The organism is Rhodococcus koreensis, from assembly GCF_017068375.1.
GTDB lineage: Bacteria > Actinomycetota > Actinomycetes > Mycobacteriales > Mycobacteriaceae > Rhodococcus_F > Rhodococcus_F koreensis.
Window position 1 is genome coordinate 3,868,842 of record NZ_CP070609.1, and the last position, 19,968, is coordinate 3,888,809.

22 protein-coding genes are annotated in these 19,968 nt (G+C 67.0%); 8 read left to right on the forward strand and 14 right to left on the reverse strand.

Features of this window, described 5'->3' with window-relative positions; all coding sequences use genetic code 11:
- Positions 1–8: 8 nt before the first annotated feature.
- The gene (locus JWS14_RS17790; RefSeq protein ID WP_241031389.1) at positions 9–479 is read right to left on the reverse strand and encodes a grhN; all 471 of its coding nucleotides are present in this window, start codon (positions 477–479) and stop codon (positions 9–11) included.
- Positions 480–582: 103 nt separating this feature from the next.
- On the opposite strand from JWS14_RS17790, the gene JWS14_RS17795 reads away from it, so the two are divergent.
- Positions 583–1,716 carry a helix-turn-helix transcriptional regulator gene (locus JWS14_RS17795; protein ID WP_206016079.1) on the forward strand — a complete coding sequence of 378 codons (1,134 nt, stop codon included), beginning with the start codon at positions 583–585 and terminating at the stop codon, positions 1,714–1,716.
- 10 nt (positions 1,717–1,726) lie between these two features.
- Here the strand turns inward: JWS14_RS17795 and lexA are convergent, their stop codons facing one another.
- The 4 genes from lexA to JWS14_RS17815 form a co-directional block, all read right to left on the reverse strand.
- Complete coding sequence (gene lexA, locus JWS14_RS17800) at positions 1,727–2,389, reverse strand: transcriptional repressor LexA (protein WP_072947245.1); 663 nt, start codon at positions 2,387–2,389, stop codon at positions 1,727–1,729.
- Positions 2,390–2,492: 103 nt separating this feature from the next.
- Positions 2,493–4,814: an ATP-binding protein gene (locus JWS14_RS17805; RefSeq protein ID WP_206013960.1), complete on the reverse strand. Its 2,322-nt coding sequence runs from the start codon at positions 4,812–4,814 to the stop codon at positions 2,493–2,495.
- 107 nt (positions 4,815–4,921) lie between these two features.
- Positions 4,922–5,815: a hypothetical protein gene (locus JWS14_RS17810; RefSeq protein ID WP_095861552.1), complete on the reverse strand. Its 894-nt coding sequence runs from the start codon at positions 5,813–5,815 to the stop codon at positions 4,922–4,924.
- Between the two features lie 105 nt (positions 5,816–5,920).
- Positions 5,921–7,183 (reverse strand): PucR family transcriptional regulator, encoded by a 1,263-nt coding sequence (locus JWS14_RS17815; protein ID WP_072947248.1) that lies wholly within the window; start codon positions 7,181–7,183, stop codon positions 5,921–5,923.
- Positions 7,184–7,444: 261 nt separating this feature from the next.
- Between JWS14_RS17815 and JWS14_RS17820 the strand changes: the two genes are divergently transcribed.
- Positions 7,445–8,296 carry an SDR family oxidoreductase gene (locus JWS14_RS17820; protein ID WP_206013961.1) on the forward strand — a complete coding sequence of 284 codons (852 nt, stop codon included), beginning with the start codon at positions 7,445–7,447 and terminating at the stop codon, positions 8,294–8,296.
- 136 nt (positions 8,297–8,432) lie between these two features.
- A complete protein-coding gene (locus JWS14_RS17825; RefSeq protein WP_241031391.1) occupies positions 8,433–8,759 on the forward strand; it encodes a hypothetical protein in 327 nt (108 codons plus the stop codon).
- A 109-nt stretch (positions 8,760–8,868) separates the two neighbouring features.
- Here the strand turns inward: JWS14_RS17825 and JWS14_RS17830 are convergent, their stop codons facing one another.
- The 6 genes from JWS14_RS17830 to JWS14_RS52215 form a co-directional block, all read right to left on the reverse strand.
- Positions 8,869–10,104 carry an RNA polymerase sigma factor gene (locus JWS14_RS17830; RefSeq protein WP_206016081.1) on the reverse strand — a complete coding sequence of 412 codons (1,236 nt, stop codon included), beginning with the start codon at positions 10,102–10,104 and terminating at the stop codon, positions 8,869–8,871.
- Positions 10,101–10,424 carry a YciI family protein gene (locus JWS14_RS17835; protein ID WP_072947306.1) on the reverse strand — a complete coding sequence of 108 codons (324 nt, stop codon included), beginning with the start codon at positions 10,422–10,424 and terminating at the stop codon, positions 10,101–10,103. Before JWS14_RS17835 ends, JWS14_RS17830 begins: the two co-directional genes overlap by 4 nt.
- Positions 10,425–10,465: 41 nt before the next feature.
- The gene (locus JWS14_RS17840; RefSeq protein WP_206013962.1) at positions 10,466–11,086 is read right to left on the reverse strand and encodes a dihydrofolate reductase family protein; all 621 of its coding nucleotides are present in this window, start codon (positions 11,084–11,086) and stop codon (positions 10,466–10,468) included.
- Between the two features lie 285 nt (positions 11,087–11,371).
- A complete protein-coding gene (locus tag JWS14_RS17845) occupies positions 11,372–11,854 on the reverse strand; it encodes a hypothetical protein (RefSeq protein ID WP_095861549.1) in 483 nt (160 codons plus the stop codon).
- A complete protein-coding gene (locus JWS14_RS17850) occupies positions 11,854–12,612 on the reverse strand; it encodes a ParA family protein (protein ID WP_206013963.1) in 759 nt (252 codons plus the stop codon). The genes JWS14_RS17845 and JWS14_RS17850 overlap by 1 nt, the downstream gene beginning before the upstream one ends.
- A 305-nt stretch (positions 12,613–12,917) precedes the next feature.
- Positions 12,918–13,361: a hypothetical protein gene (locus tag JWS14_RS52215; RefSeq protein ID WP_241031392.1), complete on the reverse strand. Its 444-nt coding sequence runs from the start codon at positions 13,359–13,361 to the stop codon at positions 12,918–12,920.
- Positions 13,362–13,438: 77 nt separating this feature from the next.
- On the opposite strand from JWS14_RS52215, the gene JWS14_RS52220 reads away from it, so the two are divergent.
- The 5 genes from JWS14_RS52220 to JWS14_RS17875 all read left to right on the forward strand — a co-directional run bounded on the left by JWS14_RS52220 (position 13,439) and on the right by JWS14_RS17875 (position 17,037).
- The gene (locus JWS14_RS52220) at positions 13,439–13,792 is read left to right on the forward strand and encodes a hypothetical protein (RefSeq protein ID WP_241031393.1); all 354 of its coding nucleotides are present in this window, start codon (positions 13,439–13,441) and stop codon (positions 13,790–13,792) included.
- A 301-nt stretch (positions 13,793–14,093) separates the two neighbouring features.
- Positions 14,094–14,603 (forward strand): Chromate resistance protein ChrB, encoded by a 510-nt coding sequence (locus tag JWS14_RS17860; protein ID WP_241031394.1) that lies wholly within the window; start codon positions 14,094–14,096, stop codon positions 14,601–14,603.
- On the forward strand, positions 14,600–15,031 hold the full coding sequence (locus JWS14_RS17865; RefSeq protein ID WP_072947253.1) for a chromate resistance protein ChrB domain-containing protein: 432 nt from the start codon (positions 14,600–14,602) through the stop codon (positions 15,029–15,031). Before JWS14_RS17860 ends, JWS14_RS17865 begins: the two co-directional genes overlap by 4 nt.
- Positions 15,032–15,091: 60 nt before the next feature.
- Entirely contained in the window at positions 15,092–16,489 is a 1,398-nt protein-coding gene (gene chrA / locus JWS14_RS17870; protein ID WP_206013964.1) for a chromate efflux transporter, read from the forward strand.
- A gap of 287 nt (positions 16,490–16,776) precedes the next feature.
- Positions 16,777–17,037 (forward strand): hypothetical protein, encoded by a 261-nt coding sequence (locus JWS14_RS17875; RefSeq protein WP_072947255.1) that lies wholly within the window; start codon positions 16,777–16,779, stop codon positions 17,035–17,037.
- 210 nt (positions 17,038–17,247) lie between these two features.
- Here JWS14_RS17875 and JWS14_RS17880 read toward each other — a convergent pair whose 3' ends face one another.
- The 3 genes from JWS14_RS17880 to JWS14_RS17890 form a co-directional block, all read right to left on the reverse strand.
- Entirely contained in the window at positions 17,248–18,039 is a 792-nt protein-coding gene (locus tag JWS14_RS17880; RefSeq protein WP_072947256.1) for a D-glutamate cyclase family protein, read from the reverse strand.
- Positions 18,036–19,355, reverse strand: coding sequence for an MFS transporter (locus tag JWS14_RS17885; protein ID WP_083395704.1), 1,320 nt, complete (start codon positions 19,353–19,355; stop codon positions 18,036–18,038). The genes JWS14_RS17880 and JWS14_RS17885 overlap by 4 nt, the downstream gene beginning before the upstream one ends.
- Positions 19,356–19,496: 141 nt before the next feature.
- Positions 19,497–19,949: a VOC family protein gene (locus tag JWS14_RS17890; RefSeq protein ID WP_072947257.1), complete on the reverse strand. Its 453-nt coding sequence runs from the start codon at positions 19,947–19,949 to the stop codon at positions 19,497–19,499.
- Between the last annotated feature and the right edge of the window lie 19 nt (positions 19,950–19,968).

The following is a 19,968-nucleotide window of genomic DNA, read 5'->3' on the forward strand; positions in this document are numbered from 1 at the left end:
ATTTCTCCTCACTGATCGTATTCGATACGGATCAACGACCTGGCGATCCCTGCCAGGTCGGCTGCGGAAGGGACGTATCCACGGGAAACCTTCAGTCCCAGTTCGAACGGCGAGGCCCCGTCGTCGAGAGCCGCCCGGAACGCTGCGCCGGCTTCGGCGGGCGTGACGTCGAGCAGCAGGGCACGGCCCCGTCGGACGCGGCCGCATCGGGTCACCGTCACGGCTGCACCACCGGCGAAGTTGAACCGCCACGGCCGTTCGGTGAAGATCAGCGTCTCACCGTCGACGTCGTGAAGGCATACCGGCACACGCAGGGTGCGGCCGGTGCGGCGCCCGGTGAACTCGATCAATCCCTGGCGTCGAATTCGCCGGCCCGACCACCGGGTCGTGAGCACACGCCGCACCACCGGATTCACGAGCCGCATCAGTGCGGGCGGCGGCGGACTCAGGCGGACGGTCGCGGTATCGGACTTGGACATGTCACCGACGCTATGCGCGGCGCGGCAGGGGTGCCATTCCATAAATGTGGTATTCCCGGCGGCCGATCCGGACTCGTACCATTGACGGGTGAGCGTGGATTCCATGCAGTGCGCGGCGGACAAGATCACACAATTGTGCGCCGCACCGCGCGGCCTGATCGCGTTGTGGCAGGACGCGTCGGAAGTCGTTGCCGGGGTTGTCCCCTACTTCTGGACACCCTGCTGGTTCACTCTCGACCCGGTGTCGTTGCTGATGACCAGCCATTACCACCTCGGCATGGACGAGTTCCCCGGCGAGTGGCTGGCCGCCGAGTACTACGAGGACGACGTCCAGTCGGTGCCCGGCGTGATGCGTTCGACCACTGGGCTTTCCACGCTGCACGATGCCGCCGGGGGCGATCCGTCGCACAGCCCGCGCTGGCGCAGGAACCGCACGCTCGGCGGAGATCAGGAGTTGATCGCCCGCCTCCGCACCCGCTCGGGCGAGACCTGGGGAGCGCTGTCCCTCTACCGCGCCGAAGGCATGCCGATGTTCACCGAATCCGAGAAGTCTTTTCTCGCAGAGGTTTCGCCGACCCTCGCCGGCGGCGCCCGCCGCGCACTGCTGTGCGGGCAGGCCGCGGAGCCGGAGTACTCCGATTCGCCGGGACTGATCGTGCTCGACGACCAGTGGGACGTCGAATCGGCCACCCCGGGTGTCGACCGGTGGATGGCGGACCTCCCCGGCGGAAACTGGGACCGAGGCGAGCTGCCGCCCGCGGTGATCACCCTCGCCGCCCGTGCGCTGCGCTCGGCAGAAGACCGCGATCACCTCGGCGAGGTCGCGCTCTCCCGGGTGCTCTCACGCTCGGGATCCTGGGTGGTGCTCCACGGTGCGTGCCTCTCCTCTACCGGGCGACGGCGGATCGCCGTGATCGTCGAACCCGCGCATCCGAGTCGGCTCCATCCCCTGTTGATGTCGGCGTACGGGCTGACCGAGCGGGAGAAGGAAGTCACCACTCTGGTGCTGCAGGGGGCGTCGACGTCGCAGATCTCCGCCGAACTTTCCGTGTCCGCGCACACCGTCCAGCAACACCTCAAGAGCATCTTCGAGAAGACCGGCGTGCACAGCCGACGAGACCTGGTCGGCACGGTGTTCTTCCACCACTACGAACCACGGTTCCGTGACAACGAGACGCGAGCGCTCGCCGACCGGCCGCTCCGGGGTGGGCCCTGGCCGACGGATCGTCGCCGCTGAGAGGGCTTCCTCAGATCCGCCGCATCACGGAGACCACCTTGCCCAGGACGACCGCGTCGTCGCCGTCGATGACGGTGTAGGCAGGGTTACGGGGCTCGAGGAAGACGTGGCCGTCGCGGCGCCGGAGCACCTTCACCGTGGCCTCGCCGTCGATCATCGCGGCGACGATCTCACCGGAATGGGCCTCGTCCTGGCGGCGCACCACGACGACGTCGCCGTCACAGATCGCGGCGTCGATCATCGACTCGCCGCGCACCCGCAGCCCGAACACGGTGCCGGAGCCGACGAGTTCGCGCGGGAGCGTCAGCATCTCGTCGGCATGCTCCTCCGCGAGGATCGGCGCGCCGGCCGCGATGTCGCCGACCACCGGCACCGTCACGTTGTTGTCGGACGAGCGTCCCTGCTTCGCCTCGGACAGGAACGGGCGCACGTCCAATTGCCGGGCCATCGCCGAGCCTCGCTGGAGAAAGCCCTTTTCCTCGAGACTCTTCAGGTGCTTGGACACCGACGACGTCGACCGCAGGCCCACGGCGTCCCCGATCTGCCTGGTGCTCGGCGAGCATCCGTGTGCCGCCACCCAGTCCCGGATCGTGGCCAGAATCCGCTGCTGGCGCGGTGGCAGGGTGGAGGCGTCGAGGCCACCGAACATGTCGAGATCGTCGTAATCGGTCACCCGAGGAATCGTAGGGGGTGACGACAACCCCTTCGGCAGGGTGTGGGCAGGCGACCAGCGGCGCTGTCGCGCTCAGTCACCCGGGGCCGGCGTGCGATCAGCGCTACTCGCCGCGCTTCTGCTCGATGCTCCACGCCGCGATCTGCGCACGGGAGTTGAAGCCCAGCTTGGACAGGATGTGTTCCACATGCCCCTGCGCGGTGCGTTGCGAGATGACCAGCCTGGCCGCGATCGCCTTGTTCGTCAGGCCCTCGGCGACGAGTTCGGCGACCTGTTGTTCGCGTCGCGTGAGACTCGTCGCCCCCGGCTCGGCCGAGCTGTCGGAAGGTCCCGTCTCCTCGAGGGCAAACGCCGCGGCGTCGTCGAACCGCGTTCCGAGGCCCTGCCGGAACTCCGTCTCGAATCCGCGGTCACCGATCGCCTGCCGGGCCTCCTGCTCGAACCGGGCGTGCTCGACGTGTGCGTTCGGGAAAATCGTGCTCTGCCTCCCCACCGTGCGGGCAAGGGCCTCGGTGGCACCCATCAACCTGGCCGCGCGCCGCGGCGCCCCGTCGTCCACCGCAATCCACGACAGAAGCTCCAGACACCCCATCGCACTGATGCGGTCGTCCACCAACCGCGCGAGCTGCAACCCCCGCGTCACCAGATCCTTCGCACGGGAACCCTCGCCCCGCCGCCACGCCCCCATCGCCGCACCCCACAACGACCACCCCCGGTACACCGATTCGCCCCGCGACTCGGTGACCGCCAGAATCTCCCGCTGACACTCCTCACTCCGAGCACGGTCTCCGGCCGCGTCACAAGCGAGCGCGAGCCCGAGCAGCGACCACATCAGATACAGCGGGTTGCCGTCCTCCCGGAACACCGGGAGCGAGGATTCGAAGTACTCGCACGCTGTCACGGACTCGCCGGTGAACAGCGCATGCCAACCGGCGGCATCGGCCATCAGCGCCCCGCCGAGACGATCACCGAGCTGCGCCGCCATCGCGGCGCCACGCTCGGCGTACAGCGCCGACGCATCCGGGTCGCCGTTGAGCCCGGACAGCACACTGAGCACGTACAACGCCTTGATCCGCTCCACGTCGGCCGTGCCGCCCTGAACCGCCAGAAGCTGCGCGAGCCACCGCATGCCCTCCCGCAACCGGCCGCGCACCCGCCAGTACGGGTACAACGCCGCCGCCATCCGCAGCCCCGCCCCCGCCTCGGTCGGACCGGTCAGGCAGAACTGCAGCGCCGCACGAATATTGGGCAGTTCCGCGTCCAGACGCACCAGCCAGCCCACCTGCCGCGAGCTGATCCATTCCGACTCCGCCCGCAGCACCAGGTGTTCGTACCAGTCTCGGTGCCGTCGCAACAGCGATGCGAACTCCCCGGTCTCCTGCAACCGTTCCGTACCGTAATCACGCAGCGTCTCGAGCAGCCGGTACCGCACCGTTCCCCCGGCCTCTTCCCGGATCAGAATCGACTTGTCGATCAACGACCCGACCACATCCACCACCTGGTCCGCCGCCGAGGTGTGGGCGCAGATGCCTTCGACCGCGTCGAGCGCGAAGCTGCCGAAGAAGACCGCCAGCCGGCCCCACAACTCCCGCTCGGCGGGCGAGCACAACTCGTGGCTCCAGTCGATACACCAGGCCAGGGTCTGCTGCCGGACCGGCGCGCCACGGCTGCCCGTGGTCAGCAGGCCGAAGCGGTCCGTCAACCGTCGCAGGATCTGATCCTCCGACATCGCCCGCAGCCGGACCGCCGCCAGCTCGATCGCGAGCGGCAGGCCGTCCAGTCGACGGCAGATCCGCGCCACCACGTCCTGATTGTTCTCGGTGATGGCGAAGCCCGGGACCGCCATCGCCGCGCGCTCGGCGAACAGACTCATCGACTCGTAGTGGTCGAACTCCCCGGCGGCCTGGGTCTGGCGGTTGGGGTCCGGCATGGTCAGGGGCGGCACCCGGAACACTGCTTCTCCCCCGATGCCGAGGGGTTCCCGGCTGGTCGCGAGAACCCGAAGCTCCGGGCAGGCGCGCAGAAGAGGACGGGCCAGGTCGGCGGCCGGTTCGACGAGATGCTCACAGTTGTCCAGGACGAGCAGCAGCTTCCGGGGCTCGAGATACTCGACGAGCAATGCCTCGGGTGCGACGCCCGCGCCCTCGCGCAGCCCCAACGCCGACAGCGCCGCGTCGACGACCGCACCCGGCTCGTACACCTCCCCCAACTCGACCAACCACACGCCGTCCTCGAACGCGCGAGCAGAATCGGCGGCGACCCGCAACGCGAGCCTGGTCTTCCCGACACCCCCGATACCGGTCAACGTCACGAGCCTCGACACCGACAGCAGACTGCGAACCTCGACGACCTCACGGCGACGGCCGACGAAACTCGTCAGCTCATGGGGAAGATTTCCCGCATTCGTCCTGTCACCGGGAGCCATGGAGCCGTCACTTTCATCTCACGCGCGCCTCCGACCAAGGTACCTCCGCAGAATCCGGATTCGCAGCGACGCGATCGAGGCGGCAGTGGGTCGAACCCGAAATCGGATCACTGAAAGTAGGACGCATAGTCACTGAAAGGAACCTGGCCGGTGGGGCTCGACCGTACGGCGTCGGCAACCGCCGCAGGAATGGGAGCCCAGTAGGCGGGCATCGCGGCCGCCAGGGACGGCTGCAGCACGTAGAGCAGTGCAAAGTTCACAATCCACAGCGGCGGCGCCATCGACATGCCGACCTCCGCGCTCACACCGCCCTTGGTGTTCGTCACCAGTTGAGCTTCGCCTGACATCTGTTGCGCTGCAAAGCCAAAAGCCGCTTGCACCGTGTACGCCGACTCGTACAGCGCTATCAGGGTGTGGGTCGCACCGTTGTTCCTCAACCAGGTGCCCACGAAACCGCCGGGAGCGATCAACGAGTTCACCTGCCTCGTCGGCGCGTCGGCGTTGGCCGGACTTTCCAGCAGTCCGCTCGGGTTCACGTAGAGCCCGTAGCTGGCCAGAACCGACGGCGTGTTGCGGCCGTCGACGTCGGAATAGAGGGGACGGCCGTTCGTGTTGGTGAGGATCCGGGCGCACGCATCGATCACCTCGGCGGCGTCGCTGCTGCCGCCGACTCCGCCGCCGGTGATGAGGTCGCGATACTGCTGCTCGGACAGCGCGTCGGACCGGTCGAGCCCGATCTGCCTGGCGATCTCGTCCGCCACCTGCTGACCGAGCGGCGCGTTGAGCTGACCCGGGCTCGTCACCTGCGTCGGCGCCAGACCCTCGTAGCCGGGGTCCCCGGAGAAGGGGATCGCGAACCCGGTGCCGACAGCCGGTTCACCGCCGGCCGTCCCGGCAGTTGCCAGGGAGAGAAGGCACACGCCCACCAGTGCCAGTACCGAGAACATCCTGCGGTGGGGGGTTGCTCCGCGTCGATGTCCCGCCAAACCTGTGCCGCGCATACGTCAACCTCCCAGAGCACCATCCGGCGAGATAACTTATGACCAGTCAAACGTCGCGGCTGACGCTGTGTCAAGACTTGCGTCACCCACCGCGGTGGCGGTGACCTAGTCCGGGATCAGGACCGCGGGTCCCAGCCATTGGCACACGAGCAGTGCGAGTTCGACGTCCAGCCGATCTCCGGTGAAGTCCTTACCCCGCACTTCGGCTGCCCGTTTCACTCGGTACTTCACCGAGTTGTGGTGGAGATCAAGCTCTTTTCCGGCAGCGACGTTGCTCAGGTTGTGGGCGAGATAGACCCGCACGGTCTCGCGCAACCTGGCCGAATTCTCGTTGTCGGCAGCGAGTCCGCGCAGAACGCCGCGCACCCAGGCGCGGGTGGCCACCAAGTCCTCGATCAACAGGGCAACCGTCGATACTCCGGGTTCGTCGTATGCGGTCACGACCGGTGCGCTCCGCCCCGCCGCAATGGCCACGGCTCGCGCACGTTGCGCTTGACCGTGGGACTGCCGGAAACCGTCGATTCCCGCGGCCGCGGCACCGAGCGCCACGACCAGTCCGGGATGCCTCCGCTCGAGGAAGTCGCACATATCTTCCTGCGCCCGCTCGGGACGTGCCCGTGAGCCGAGCGGAACCCACACCCAGCCGGTCACCCGGTCTGCGGCCACGAACAGCGGGTCGGCTACCGCGCCCACATGGCTCGCGAAATCGTGTGCCGCAGATTCGATTCGGGACAGCATGTCGGACGCATCGGAGTCGGAGCTCCAGACGATCGCGGCCAAGTGACTCTGCTGCAGAACATAACCCAGGGCGGCCCCTGCATCAGGAAGTGCGTTGCCCGCCAGAATCTCCTGAACACGCACGGCGCGGACACTGCTCCGATGAGCGAGCCACCGTTCCCTTTCGCGCTCGTACACGGTCACCACCTGCTGTGACACCCTGTCGATGTAGACAGACATGACCGTGATGATGCGTTCGAGCACCGGCATGCTGAGTTCCGGCTGCACCGAAGCTGCACGCAACTCGTCGAAAACCAGCCCGAGCAGATTGGTTTGCCCCAACCGATATGCGCGAACCAGTGCGTTGACGGGAACGCCATGCTGGGCGAGCCTTCTCGCATACTCCAAGGCGGCGGCCGGTGCGTCCAGATCCTCGGGAGCGATGTTGTGCTGCAAGGTATGGAAGATCGTGTCGAGGTTGCCCTCCACGCTCGCCCCCAGCAGATCGAACAATTGGCGGTCCGCCCGCAGATCCGGGATCTCCGCGTAGAGCACGCTGGTGATGTCCGCCGTCAGCGACACCAGCCGCTCGTTGAGCGAACGCGCGATTCTGGCAACAAGCAATGCGGCTCGTTCCTCGTTCGATGCCATGCGAAGACAATATCGGTCTTCGGTGCCAATGGACGACGAATCCCCCAACCATCACCTCAGGCGTTCCCTACCTGGATATTTGCGAATCAGCGAACCCAATTTCCTCGACACCCGACTGTCGCGCTATTTGTCCTTACCGGACAAATAGGCGAGCATTCTTGATTTCTCCAGGACGTCGCCACGGTCTCGAATGCTCCCTATCGTGGAGTCGTTCGGTCAGCCGCCACTCCGCACGGGCCGCCACAGACGAAGGAATCAACCTTGAACGACCCCAGCAATTTCCGAGGAAGAACCACAGTCATGTCCGGAGGGAGCCGCGGCATCGGTCTTGCGATTGCGCGCGCAATCGCACGCCGGGGCGGGAACGTCGTCCTGCTGGCCAAGTCCGGCACTCCCGACCCCCGGCTACCGGGAACCATCCACACCGCGGTCAGCGAGTTGACCGAACTCGGCGGACACGCCCTGCCCGTGGTGGGAGACGTCCGCAATGACGACGACATCGCGCGGGCCGTCGATCTCGCCGTCGACCGCTTCGGCGGCATCGACATCGTGATCAACAATGCGAGCGTGCTCGACCTGTCACCGACCGAAGACCTCACACTCAAACGATTCGATCTGATGCAGCAGGTCAACGTTCGCGGCACTTTCGCCTTGACTCGCGCCTGCCTGCCCTACCTTCAGAAGTCCGCCAACCCGCACGTGATGACATTGTCGCCTCCCCTGAATCTGTCACAGCAGTGGCTGGGCGCGCACCCGGGCTACATGCTCGCCAAGTACGGAATGACGTTGGCAGCGTTGGGTATTGCAGCCGAGTACCGGAACACGACCCTATCCTGTAACTGTCTGTGGCCGCAGACCACGATCGCCACCGCGGCAGTCGGCAACCTGCTCGGCGGCCGGGAAAGCCTGCACCACTCTCGGTCACCCGAGATCATGGCCGACGCGGCAACCGAACTCCTCAGCCGCCCCGCCGGCACCGACAACGGCAGAACCCTCCTCGACGTCGAGGTCCTCGCAGAGGCCGGGGTATCCGACTTCGCGAAATACGGCGGTGAGCAACCACTGACGGTCGACATCTTCGTCGACGGACCGGATCTCGCACACCACATGTGAGACCGACAAAGTACCGAGGCAAGTTACTTAGCAAAAAGAGCTAGCACTCACGCGGCATGAGTGCTAATTTCTTGGTGGGGTCTACGTCACAAACCGAGCCCGCCGACCCGATGCGCCATCCGTACGAAGGAGGATCATGACCGCCGCCGTCCCCCACAGCCCCCGTGCCGACAACTGCATGTCTTCCTCCGTCGACACCGACGAGACAGGGAAACAGCACGGTTCGCGGTTGCCTGCCGTCTCGATCGCCTTGGGGGCTGTGTCCGTTGCGTCGTTCTGGGTGGTCGGTCTCGGCTTCATCTTGGGAATAGCCGCGGTCGTCTGCGGCGCCGTCGCAACGTCGCGGTCCGCGGATGTCGACGACGAGGCAGCGTCGTTGCGGGCCCTGTTGGGCGTCGTCGCCGGGGCAGCGGGCATCACCGTCTCCGCGATTGCCCTCTTCCCCATGCTGGCGCAACTGTGAACCGCGCTCGTGGCTTCTGCATGCCCGGTTGATGTCGGGTAGGAGCAAGTGTTCGGAATCTTCACGGGCACCGCGTCGGCCGTATGTGGCGGGCCGGGATCGGTGGGCGCTACCGCAGTTGGTCGCGGCGTCGTGTCAGGTAGGCAGTCTCGGCGGTGTTGCCGGCCAGATCGATGGCTTTGTCGTAGGCGGCGCGCGACTGCTCACTACGACCCAATCGGCGTAGCAGGTCGGCGCGGGTGGCGTGGTAGGCGTGATAGCCGGCCAACTTGTCCTCGAGACGGTCGACGGTTGCCAGTGCCACCTCCGGGCCGTCGAATTCGGCGACGGCGACGGCCCGGTTGAGTGCGATGATCGGCGAGGGGTCGATGCGGACCAGTTGGTCGTAGAGGGCGAGGATCTGCGACCAGTCGGTGTCGCGCATGTCGCGGGCGGAGGTGTGGACGGCGTTGATCGCGGCGAGGATCTGGTAGCGACCCGGAGCCACCCCGGCGGCGGCAGCGGCCAGGCGCTCGCGCACCAGCCGGTGCCCCTCGGCGATCAGTGCCGCGTCCCAGGCCCCGCGGTCCTGCTCGTCGAGAGCGACCAGTTCGCCGCTCGCCGACACCCGGGCGGTGCGGCGGGCCTCGGTGAGCAGCATCAGCGCCAGCAACCCGGCCACCTCCCCATCGTCGGGGAGCAGGTCCCGGATCAGGCGGGTGAGCCGGATCGCCTCGGCGGTCAGGTCGTCACGTACCGGATCGGCGTCGGCGCCGGTGCTCAGGTAGCCCTCGTTGAACACGAGGAACAGCACAGCGAGGACACCGGACACCCGTGCGGGGAGATCGTCGGCGGACGGCACTCGATAGGGGATACGCGCCGCCTTGATCTTGTCCTTCGCGCGGGTGATCCGCCGCCCCATCGCACTCTCGGTCACCAGGAACGCGCGGGAGATTTCGGGCACGGTCAGACCGCCGACCATGCGTAACGTCAGCGCCGCGCGGGTTTCCATCGCCAGCGCCGGGTGGCAGCAGGTGAAGATCAGCCGGAGCCGGTCGTCGTCGATGGCGCCGAGCGGCTCGGGCGGGTCATCGTCATGCACCACCTGAGCCTCCTTGTTCTTGTCGTCGCGCTTGTTCTCGCGCCGGATCCGGTCGATCGCCTTGTGGTTGGCGGTGGTGGTGAGCCAGGCTCCGGGGTTGGGGGGCACGCCGTCAGCCGGCCATCGCTCGACGGCGGTCGCGAACGCCTCGGCGGCCGCGTCCTCGGCGATGTCGAGGTCGCCGAAACGCCTGGTCAGTGCGGCGACTACCCGGGCCCACTCCTCGTGGTGGGCCCGGGTGACCGCCTCACGGGCGTCGCTCAGTGGAATGGCCGCACCTCGATCTTGCGATCGCAGATCTTCGACGCCTCGGTGGCGAGCGCGAGCGCCACATCCAGATCGGGGGCCTCCCAAACCCAGACGCCGGCAAGGTACTCCTTCGACTCCACGAACGGCCCGTCGCTGAACACCGGTTGCTCGCCCCGGTTGTCGATGACCGTGGCCGTGGTGGTGTCTGCGAGTCCGCCGGCGAAGACCCAGTAGCCCTCGGCAATCAGTCGTTCGTTGAACGCGCTGATGCCAGGCTGCCGGTCGGTGCTGCCGGGATTGCTCTTGTCGTCGATTACGGAAACCAGATATTGCATCGGAAGATCCTCTCCTGTGGTGGTGTACCGGTTGGGGGACGTCACGCCGTCGCGTACCGGGGGCGCCCGGCCGGCCGGAAGACCTGGATCGTCACGCCCTTCGAGTCGACTCGCGACTCCACCAGTTCGAGTGCAAGGTCCGGTCCGGCCTGCGGGAACAACCGCGCGCCCTGGCCGAGGACCACGGGAACGACGATCAGGGTCATCTCGTCGACCAGATCGTTCTGCAGCAACCACCGGGTCAGAGCGCCGCTGCCGTGCACCTGCAGCTCACCGCCCGGCGTGGCCTTCAGGTCCGCGATGACGGTGGCGAGGTCGTCGGACAGGACGGTGGTGTCCGGCCATTCGGGATCGGCGAGCGTGGTCGATGCCACGTACTTGGGCTGTGTGTTCAATGCCCGCATGACGGGCTCCCAGCCGGGGACGTCCTGCTCCGTCAAAGACCCCCAGGAGCCGGCGAACAGCTCGTAGGTCCGGCGGCCGAGCAGGAACGCGTCGGCGCGCTGGTAGGTCTCGTTGATGAACGCGTGGGTCTCGTTGTCGCCCTTGCCCCGGGCCCATCCGCCGCGCTCGAATCCGTTTCTGCGGTCCTCGTCCGACGCGCCGCCGTTGCCCTGCATCACTCCGTCGAGGGTGACCTGGGTCATGGTGGTGAGCTTCATGGTCGCGGTTCCTTTGCCTCGGCGCCGCCCCTCGTGGGCGGCCTCACCCCGTCCACGAACGCCACCGCCCCGATCGGACACCGCGTCCCGGATTTTTTCGAGGAACTTTTCCGACACCGGTGCTTCGGGCGCATGCTTCATCGGCGACCAGGCGATCTGCGCTCGACAAAAGCGCGCCGGTTCAGATGCGTATTTCGTGCGGCAGCGCGGCGGTATCGGCTGCCGCGTGCAGGCCTTGCAGCGCCGCTTTCCCAGGTGCGCGCGCGCCGCTACCGGCAGGATGGCTCAGCGGCGTGGTCTCCGGACAGTTTCGGCGTTGCGCGGGGGGAAGGGTTCGCAATTGTTGTACCTGCGTTCGAGAACGGCGAGGTAGTGGGTGAGGGCTTCGTCGACGAGGTCGGACCAACTCTGGGGGGCGCCGGCGATGTGGCCGATGGCGGCGACGGCGTCCTTGCCGTGCTCGACCCTGGCGGTCTCGATGGAGACGGAAACCTGCTTCTTGCCTGCGGGGGCCCGTTTCGCGGTCATCTTTTCCTCGCCGAGAGCTCCTACTTGCGCGACGTCCACGCACTGTTCGACGAGGTTCGGCAGCCGCCGCTTACGGCGTTCGAGGGGGTTGCTCACGAGTCCGGGCTCACGTGTCACGCCCACCAGGAGCTCCTTTCGACGTGTCCGCGAGTACGTCCCGTCCGGGTGGGCGCCTGCGCGGGCCTGTTCGCGGCGTTCGAGGGGGTTGCTCGCGAGTCCGGGCTTACGTGTCGCGGTCATCAGGGCATCCTTTCGACGAGTTCTCGGGCGGCGTCGCGGTAGGCGCGTGATGCGGAGGAGGACGGTGCCCACCTGACGACGGGTTCTTCGGCGCTGTAGCTTTCGCTGACACGGACGGACTTCGGGATGATGGTGCGCATCGTCTGGTCGGGGTAGGTCTCGCGGAGCGCGGCGAGGACCTGCTGGTCGATGACCTGGCCGAGTTCGACGCGGCCGCACAGAATGTGATTGAGCCGCGCGGTGGGGTTGAGCAACTCGACCTGCTGGGTGATGTAGTTCTCGATCCGCATGAGCGCTTCGAGTTCCATGGCGCCCGTCATGACAGCGGCGAGCACTTCGGTGCAGGCGACGAGTGCGCTGATCGTCAGGTGGTCGAAGTCTCCGGGGCAGTCGAGGAGGTTGAAGTCGACATCGGGGGCGCCGGCGAGGGCCTTGCGCAGGATGCCGTGGGCACCGGGCTTCTTGAGGAAGTAGGGCCCGACGGAATCGAGTTCCTTGGTGGCAGGAACGAGGTGGATCCCGGACGCGGTGATGGTGGTCGCTTCCTCGATGCTCGCCACCAGCATGAGTACCGACAGGACATCGTTGTCGACGGCCTCGGGCGTGGCACCGAGCCAGGTGGTGGCGTTGCATTGCGGGTCGAGGTCGACAACACGGACGGTGTGGCCGGCTTCGACGAGGGCCTGGGCGAGATTGACGGTGCTCGTGGTTTTGGTCGAGCCGCCCTTATGGTTGACCACCGCGATGGTGCGGGTCATGGTGTCCCTTCGGTTAAACATACTGAGGTATCTCAAGATACTTAACTTCGGCGCGACACGCGGACGAGCCGCCGATCTGAGCCGTGTTGCCGGGGACCCGGTCTACGCACCGCATGGTTTCGGGCCGAGTGGCCGCGGCTGATCATCGCCGGCGCTGTCTTCGAGGGTGTCCTCGACGTCGCGGCACTGGTTGATATCAAACACCGGCCGGCAGACCAGATCAGGGGATCGAAGTCGGGGGCAGTACTTGCGTCGGACCAGATTCGAACGTAACCGCACTTGCCGGCGCGCGGGCCGTGCTGTCCCTAACCCTCCGGCGCCTGCTCGAGGAGGGCGGGGTGGCCGTCATTCCCGGTGGGCACCGGGTAGTACGTGTGGCCGGTGGTGGGGTCGACGATCACGACGTGTGCGCCGTCGGCGAGGTGCCCGGATCCGACCTCGGTGAGGTGCTTGTCGTGTTGGTCGAACACGCTGACGGTGCCACTTTCGGCGGCGACGTAAAGGCGGTGCGCGCCTTGGTCGTAGGCGAGGACGTCGGGTTGCTGGCCAACGGTGTTGCTGCAGGCGGTCTGCCAAGTTGCGAGGTCGACGGTGAGCAGGGTGGCGTTGTCCTCGCAGGCCACGAACGCGAGCCGAGCCTCGGAGTCGAGGGCGAGTCCGTGGCCGCTGCGGCAGCCGGGCGTCGGAACCCTGCGGATGACGTCCAATGTTTCGGGGTCGATGGCGGCGAGATCACCCTTCCCTTGCACGGCACGAGCATCTGGTCGGCGACCGGGTCGTAGGCGACGTTGCCGACCTCGCCGCCGAGGTCGACAGTGCCACGTACTTGCGCGGTGCCGGCGTCGACGACCGTTTCGGTGCCGCCGGATTCGTTGGTGGTCCACACCGCACCGCGTTTCGGGTCGTACGCGATCCCGTCCGGATAGTCACCGGTGGGAGCCTGTCCGATCACGGTTCCGGTGTCTTCGTCAAGGATTACCAGGCGGTTGTCGCCGGTGGCGGTGACGTAGACCCGGCGCAATTCGGGGACGACGAGGACTCCATGTGCCTGGGACAGGTTCGGAACCGTTCGGACCACCTGTCGGGTGTGGACGTCGACTTCGATGACCTCGCTGGCGCCGAGGTGGGCAATGAACAGCAGTCCACGCTCGGGGTCGAGGCTCTCGTAATCGAAGCGTGAATTGTCCCCGGTGAGGACGATTTCCGCGACCGGGCGCAATGGCAGCGGGCTACCGCCGGGCGACGATGCCTCGGAGGAACACGCGCCGACCAGGATCAACGCGATGATGAGTGCGGGCAGCAGCCGGGATCGATTGTGATGCATCGAGCACCTCTTCGTCGTCTCTACAGCCTCCCGAACGGCAGCCGCTTTCACGGTAACCACGGTTACAGTACGGTGTCCAGGCGCGCGCCCCGAGTTGCCAGACCGGCGCGCTGACCACGGATGGACATCGATATGAAACCGTGGTTACATCAATGGTGTGGATCTGGAATCGACCTCGGATGAGCGTCCCGACGAGTGGGTGATGCTGGTGTATCGCATCCCCCGCGAGCCGTCGACGCCGCGGATCGCGGTGTGGCGCAAGCTCCGCAAGTACGGGGTGTTCCAGCTCGCCGACGGCGTGGTGGTGCTGCCGGCGTCACCACGAACCCGGGAACAGCTCGATTGGGTCGCCGAGGAAGTCGTCGAGGCGGGCGGGCAGGCGGAGGTCTGGACCGCCGCCCCCACCACCCGAGACCAGCGGGACCGGATGCGGGCGAAGTTGTCGGCGGATCGGGGCGCCGAGTACGACGAGATCACCGACGCCGCCGAGGTCGCACGAGCGTTGCCCGATCCCGCTGGGCGGGCCAAGAAGCTCGCCCAGCTGCGTCGCCGGATGCGGGAGATCGACAAGCGCACCTTCTTCCCGACCGCGCCGCGCGACGGGGCGGAGGCGGCGCTCACGGAGTTAGCGGCCGGCCACACCGTGGAAGCGCAGGTGCCGCGATGAAGTGGGCGACCCGCGCCGGGATCCACATCGACCGCGCCGCGTGTGCGTGGTTGATCCGCCGCAACATCGACCCGGACGCGGAGTTCCTGTGGGTCACCGACCCGGCGGACGTGCCGGCCGAGGCGACCGCATTCGACATGCGCGGAGTCGAACTCTCGCACCATCACGGGGATTGCAGCTTCGAGACGATCCTGCGCCGCTACGAGCTCACCGACCCGGTGCTCTGGGTGCTCGCCGAGATCGTGCACGAGGCCGACATCGACGACGGAAAGTTCGACGCCCCCGAGGCCCCCGGCCTGGATTCGGTGCTGCGTGGGCTGTCCCTGACCGGTACCGACGACGACACTCTCGCCATCGCGACCCGGATCTTCGACGGGTTGTACGAGTTCCATCGCCAACGTGTCCTGTCCGGCCGCGAACCGTCCTGACCATCGAGCGGGGCCCGCTCTTCCTGCCGCACTTCAACTTTTCATGTTTCGGAGACCGACGTGAGCAGTAAAGAACCCTCCACCCGCGCCACGCCGACCAGCTCTGGCCGCCGCGACCTGATCTCGCTGCGGCAGGCGAGCTGGGCGTGGTTCCTGATCTCGCTGCAGACCTTCGGCGGCCCGGCGGGGCAGATCGCCGTCATGCAGCGCACCCTGGTCGACGAGAAGCGGTGGATCGGGCAGAAACGGTTCCTGCACGCGCTGAACTACTGCATGCTGCTGCCCGGCCCGGAGGCCCAGCAGCTCGCCATCTACACCGGCTGGCTGCTGGGCGGCACCCTCGGCGGTCTGATCGCCGGGGTGCTGTTCGTCCTGCCGGGGATGATCGCGATGCTGGGTTTGGCGGCGATCTACGTCGCCTTCGGCGCCACCACCATCGTGCTGGCCATCTTCGCCGGCATCGCCCCCGCCGTGCTGGCGGTGGTGGTGCAGGCCGTCACCCGGGTCGCCAAGCGCGCATCGACCCGGCCCGCCCACTGGGTGATCGCGGTCTGCGCCTTCGGTGCGCTGGCGCTGTTCGCGGTCCCGTTCCCGATCGTCATCGCCGTCGCCGGGTTCGCCGGCTGGCTCATCGGCCGCACCCATGGCGCCGACCGCAGCAGTAAACCCGCGAGCGACAGCGACGAGGCGCCGCCGCTGATCGCCGACGACGCTCTGCACGCCGACGCCCCCAGCCTGCGACGCACGATCCTCGTCCTCGGTGTCGGCGTGATCGCCTGGGCCATCCCGATGGTCGCGGTGGTCGTGTTCACCGGCCGCAGCAGTGTGTTCACCGAGCAGGGGCTGTTCTTCTCCGGCACCGCGCTGGTCACCTTCGGCGGCGCCTACGCCGTCCTCGCCTACGTGGCGCAGAAGGCGGTGGAAACCTACGGCTGGCTCGCCCCCGGTGAAATGGTCCGCGGCCTGGGTCTGGCCGAGACCACCCCCGGCCCGCTGATCATGGTGGTGCAGTTCGTCGCGTTCCTCGGCGCCTACCGCAACCCCGGTGAGCTGGATCCGTGGGTGGCGGCCACCATCGGCGCGCTGCTCACCACGTGGGTGACGTTCGTGCCGTGCTTCGTGTTCATCTTCCTCGGCGCCCCCTACGTCGAGCGGCTCCGCAACAACACACAGCTGACCTCAGCGTTGAACGGGATCACCGCCTCGGTGGTCGGGGTGATCGCGAACCTGGCCCTATATTTCGCCGTCCACACCCTGTTCGCGGACGCCGCGATGCTGCACTGGGGACCGCTGCATCTGCTGGTGCCGGAACTCGGCTCGTTCCGCCCGCTCGCCCTGGTCATCGGTGTACTGGCCGGGGTGATGATCTACCGGTTGAACTGGTCGGTGCTGCGCACCCTCGGGGTCTGCGCTCTCCTCGGCCTCACGGCCGGGCTGGTCGGTCTCCCCGTCACCTAACCCTGAGCCGTCGTCGCCGCACACCACCGACACCACAACCCCGACGAGTTCTCCGACATCGCCGGGCGCTACAGATCGAACCGACACGAGACCCCGGCACGGCCGCAGCCGGAACCGCTCGGTCATCCCCTCGTTCGCATCGACCCTTGCTGACGGCCGAACACAAGGCCATCGCGGTGGTCGTCGCCGGCGGAGGGATAGCGTTCGCACTCCGTCCGCAAGGCAAGCGATGCGGGCTCAGGGATCAACGTTCCGGGTAGAATTGCAGGTCAGCGAGGGAGAAGGTGATGGGTTCACCATCGAGTCTCGAGGTCGAGGATCTACGGTGGAGCTGGGCCTTCGCCGGATTGGTCCTCGGCTGCGGCGCGGTGCTGATCTTCACACCGATCTATCTGGTGCTGGCCGCGGCAGCCCTCGGACTGACCGGGCCGGCCGTGTTCCAAATAGCCGGTCACCGCGCCACCGGGGCCCGGTTCGCCTCGCTCGGACTGGGCGTGCTGATCCCCGCCGCCGTCGGCGCGGTCCTTGTGGGCATCAACTCCTTCTGACCATCAAACCTTCTGCCCACCGCAGGGGGCGACGGCAACGGCTTCCTCGTGCGTCACCGCGAGGTCAACCTGCCCTTGCCGCGCAGCCTTCGCCACCTTCTCCGCGCAAGGAACGGCCGACGCCGCTGAGCAATCGAGCTGACCGCGTGTCGTACGCACTCGTGACCGGATTCCATTGCTTCCCACCGAGGATTGGACTACCCAACATCGTCAACGATCTCGGGTGAGGGGTTCGGATGCGTCGAGCAGTGTGTCGAAGACGAGCATGTGACCGGCGAAATGGGTGATCGCGTAATCGAGGTGCGCCTCCGGTATGGCGAGTTGCGGTGTCACTCCGCAGGCCCAGAACACCGGTACGGCGTGCTCGCCGACGCCGGGGTAGACCCCGAAGTCGGGTCGAGCGAGGTCGGCGATTCCCAGTGCCGATGGATCGCCGACGTGCACGGGGACGCCGTGGCCGGTCGGATACCGTCCGGTGACCTCGATTGCGGTGTCGACCAGCGACGTGGGCACGGGGCGCATGCTGACGGCGAGGGGTCCGGCGAAGATCCCGGCCGGCACGGTCTCGCGATCGGTGACGTACACCGGGGGTGCGGCATGGCTGACGGGGATCCCGGCTCGGCGGAGCGGGGCGTCGAAGGTGTGGCTGCATCCGAGAGCGAAGGCGACCGCGTCGTCGCGCCAGTGTTCGGTGAGGTCGGTGGGTTCGGCCACCAGGGTGTTGCACTCCCAGACCCGGTAGCGCGGGAGCATGGTGCGCACGTCGACCGTGCAGTTGTCGTAGGTCAACTGTGGGTCGCCGGGATTCGTCCTGGCGAGCAGCGGACACACCTCGGGGTTGCGGCGGCAGTACTCCGCGAAGTCGTCGGCGGCGGCGGACGGCACGACGACGAGGTTGGCCTGCTGGTAGTCGTCGAGGATCCCGGCGGTCGGTGCGGTCCACTGCCCCGCAGCGACCAGTCGGCGCAGATCCTCCGGGTGCGTCGGTGACGGCAGCGTCATTGCAGTGTCTCCTTGGCTGATTCGCGCACGGTGCGCAGGGTGATCAGGGCGAGCACCACCGCGGCCATCAGCAGGAACCCGGGGGCCAGGAGGTTGTCGGTGCGGGAGATGAGATAGGTGGCCAGGTACGGGGTGAGCCCACCACCGATGATGGTGCCGATGTTGAAGGCGATCGACAGGCCGGTGTACCGCACGCGGGTGGGGAACTGTTCGGCATAGGTCGGGTAGGTCACCGATTGCACGATCGGCATCGGCAGCGCGAGCACCACCATGGCACCCACTGCGAGGGCGAAGCTGCCCTGATCCATCACGATCATGGCCGGCAAGACCAGGATCGCGTAGCCGAGGAAACCGATCGTGATGACCTTCTTGCGGCCGACCCGGTCGGACAGTCCCCCGAAGAACGGCATCAGGATCGCGACGAAGAAACTGATGGCGCCCATGATCCAGAAGGTGTTCGACTTCGGGTACCCGAGGTAGGTGGTCAGGTAGATGTTCATGAAGATCAGGCCGACCCAATATCCGGCGTTGGATCCGATCGACAGGAAGATGACCTTGAAGACGGCCGCGGTGTGCTCGGTGAGCACCTCCATGAGCGGAGACTTCGCGGGCGCGTGCTGCTGGGTTTCGGCGACGAACGCGTGCGAGTCCTCGAGTTTGCTGCGAGCGATCAACGTGATCGCGATCAGCGGGAGTGCCAGCAGAAATGGTATGCGCCAACCGAAGTCGCGGAGTTGATCGTCAGTCAGTGCCGTGGTGGTGATACCGGCCACGACGGCGGCCGTACCACCACCGAGGGCGACACCGACCGGGGTGAAGGCGCCGAAGAATCCGCGGCGGCCGGCGGGTGCTGATTCGGACAGATACGTCGCCGATCCGGTGACCTCGCCGCCGGCGAAGAAGCCTTGTGCCAACCGCACGAGCAGCAGGGCGATCGGGGCGGCGATACCGATCGATCCGGCGGTGGGAAGCAGCCCGACGGCGGCGGTCGCCGTTCCCATGCCCACGATGGTCGCGATGAGCACTGGCTTGCGTCCGACCCGATCGCCGAGGCGGCCCAGGACGATTCCACCGAGTGGGCGCATGACGAAGGCGCTGCCGAAGACCGCCAACGTGGCCAGGAGCGAGGCGGTCGGGTTGTCGTTGGGGAAGAAGAGGGGCCCGATGATGACGGCGAGGTAGCCGTACACGCCGAACTCGTAATACTCGACGGCGGTACCGGCCGCGGCCGCAACGGCGGCGCGGCGGGGTTGCATGGGGGGCGGGGCGGGCAGGTGATCGCCCGTGTGGGGCACGGAGGCAGGTACGGTGGTCATGGCGAACTCCAACGAAGAAGTGGCGGAGGTGCTGCGAGGAGGTCCCGATCGCGGGGTCGGAAAACGTGGCACCGCGGCGCTGGGGTGCCCAAGCGGTCATCGGCAGGATGGCAGTCCTGCCGATGACCTGTGTCCGCGGACTCAGACGGCGAACAGTTGGTCCAGGTCGGCGAAAGCCTTGAATTCCATAGCATTTCCGGCGGGGTCGAGGAAGAACATCGTCCACTGTTCGCCCGGCTCGCCCTCGAATCGCACGTACGGTTCGATCACGAACTCCGTCCCGATGGACGTGAGTTTCTCTGCGAGAACTTTGAACTCGTCGACCGGCAGAACCAGCCCGAAGTGAGGAACCGGAACATTGTGTCCGTCGACCGGGTTCGTCCCGGCCACCCCGTCGCGGGGCGTCGCGCTGGGACCGTCACCGACCTGATGGGTGACAACCTGGTGTCCGCCGAAGTTCCAGTCGATCCACTTGGTGTCGGACCGACCTTCGCTGAATCCGAGTACACCGCCGTAGAAGTTGCGGGCGGCGTCGATGTCGTCGACGGGAATGGCGAGGTGGAAAGGAACAAGGTTCGTCAGTTGGGCGGTCATACTTTTCCTCTTCTGTGAT